This window comes from Mesorhizobium sp. M7A.F.Ca.US.014.04.1.1, assembly GCF_003998745.1.
Classification (GTDB): Bacteria; Pseudomonadota; Alphaproteobacteria; order Rhizobiales; family Rhizobiaceae; genus Mesorhizobium; species Mesorhizobium ciceri.
Genome location: NZ_RZRW01000875.1, coordinates 1 through 1,723, shown reverse-complemented (window position 1 = coordinate 1,723; position 1,723 = coordinate 1). Strand labels below are relative to the sequence as shown.

2 protein-coding genes are annotated in these 1,723 nt (G+C 64.3%); both read right to left on the bottom strand.

Annotated features, from left to right (window positions below; genetic code table 11):
* The coding region (locus tag EOA22_RS32595) for an SEL1-like repeat protein (protein WP_127390552.1) at nucleotides 1–1,256 on the bottom strand (1,256 nt) is incomplete at its 3' end.
* A 46-nt stretch (nucleotides 1,257–1,302) separates the two neighbouring features.
* Nucleotides 1,303–1,723 (bottom strand): HlyD family secretion protein (locus tag EOA22_RS32590; protein WP_206521418.1); only part of this gene is annotated, 421 nt, incomplete at its 5' end.

Below are 1,723 nucleotides of genomic sequence, written 5' to 3'. Positions count from 1 at the left end.
CCTTCGGCTGCCCGCCTCACCCATCGGGCAGCTTGCTCCTCGTCCTTTCGCACGCCGACGCCCTCGGCAAAGCAGAGGCCGAGGTTGAACGCTGCAATCAGATCGCCCGATGAGGCGGTCGCCTCGAACCATCCAGCGATGCTGGCGCGGTCGCCAGGCTCGCCTGCTCCTTCGATAACCAGATTGGCAAAGTCGACCTGCGCTTGCTGATTTCCCGCATTTGCGGACGTACGCAGCAAGCGCGCTCCCTCTTCGACGTCCCGTGCGACTCCGTTTCCGGAAAGATAAAGCGATGCCAACGCACGGGCAGCAGCCTGATGGCCGGCATTTGCCTCCCGTCGGCACCATGTTGCGGCGTCCGCGTAGTCTGGCGGCGAACTCTTCACATGCCGATCGCCCAGACGATAGGCTGCCTCAATATTTCCTGCCAATGCGGCCCGCCGCATCCACGCCTCGCCGGCGGCGATATCTTGACCTGCAAGGCCACCCTCGATGAGCGCCGATCCCAACCGGAATTGGGCTGAGGGCAAGCCTTTCTCCGCGGCAAGCTGATACAGTCGCGCGGCTGCCGGTCGATCAGCTGGCATGCCGCGTCCATGCTCAGTCAGGACCCCAAGAAGGTAGATTGCGGTTGGCAGACCGGCGTCGGCAGCGCGTCGAACCTCGGCGGCAACTTTGGCCGTCTGCGCAGGCTGCCCGCGCCGGGCGAGGGAAAGAGCAAGGCCCAGGCATCCCTCAGGGCAGCCGGCTGCCGCAGACTTCTCATACCAGCCATGCGCCGCATCCAGGTCCCGCATCGCTTCGGGGCCTCTGCTGAGGATATAGGCGAGAATTGCCTGCCCGGTTGCGGAGCCAGCTTCGGCTGCCTTTTTCGCGAGCCCGAACGCTGCCGCGAATTCCGGCTCCCGCGAGGAATCCCGTTCGAACAAGCTTTGCGATTCCAAGCCATTGCCGTCGGGCTCCTGCGCCGCCAGTCCAGCCACGTAAAGCGCGGCGAGGAGCGACTGGGCATCGGGGCTGCCGTGATCGGCCGCTCGCCGCAGCCAACGCGCGCCTTCCGACCGGCTTGGCGGCACACCCAAACCTTCGAGATAGCAACGAGCGACGCGGTATTCGGCCTCGACAATCCCGGCGCGTGCCGCAATTGCCAGCAGCGGAAAGGCTTCTAAAGGCTTGCCGCTGTCAGAAAGCTGGATCGCCCGGCGCAATACCAGCGCTGGTGGACCGTAAGCAGTCAGGCGGTCAAGGATTGCCATCGATGCGAGAACGCATACCTCCGTTTGTCGCGCACGGCGCCCGAGCCTATGGCTCCCTCATCGCTTCTTGGCCCAGGGGGAGTATGGCGCCGAGAATATACTTGAGCACGGTACGGCGGCCGACCTTGACGTCAGCGGTTACCGGCATGCCAGGGACGATCGTGAAACTTGCGGGCACGCCATGGAGGGCGACCTCGTCGATGGAAATCTGCGTGCGGTAAAACAGGTCAGCGTCCGGGGGCAGCATGGCCAACGAGCTGTTCGGGTCGCGCGCCTGTTCCCGGGCCGAGAAGGAATCCGGGCTCACCGTGCGCACAGTGCCATGCGCGACGCCATATTGCGAATATGGAAAGGTGTCGAACTTGATGGCCACGGGGTCACCGACGTGGACGAACCCACTGCTACGGCCGACAATGTTCGTTTCGATTTCAAGCACCGCGTCGTCCGGCACCAGGGTCATCAGCCGG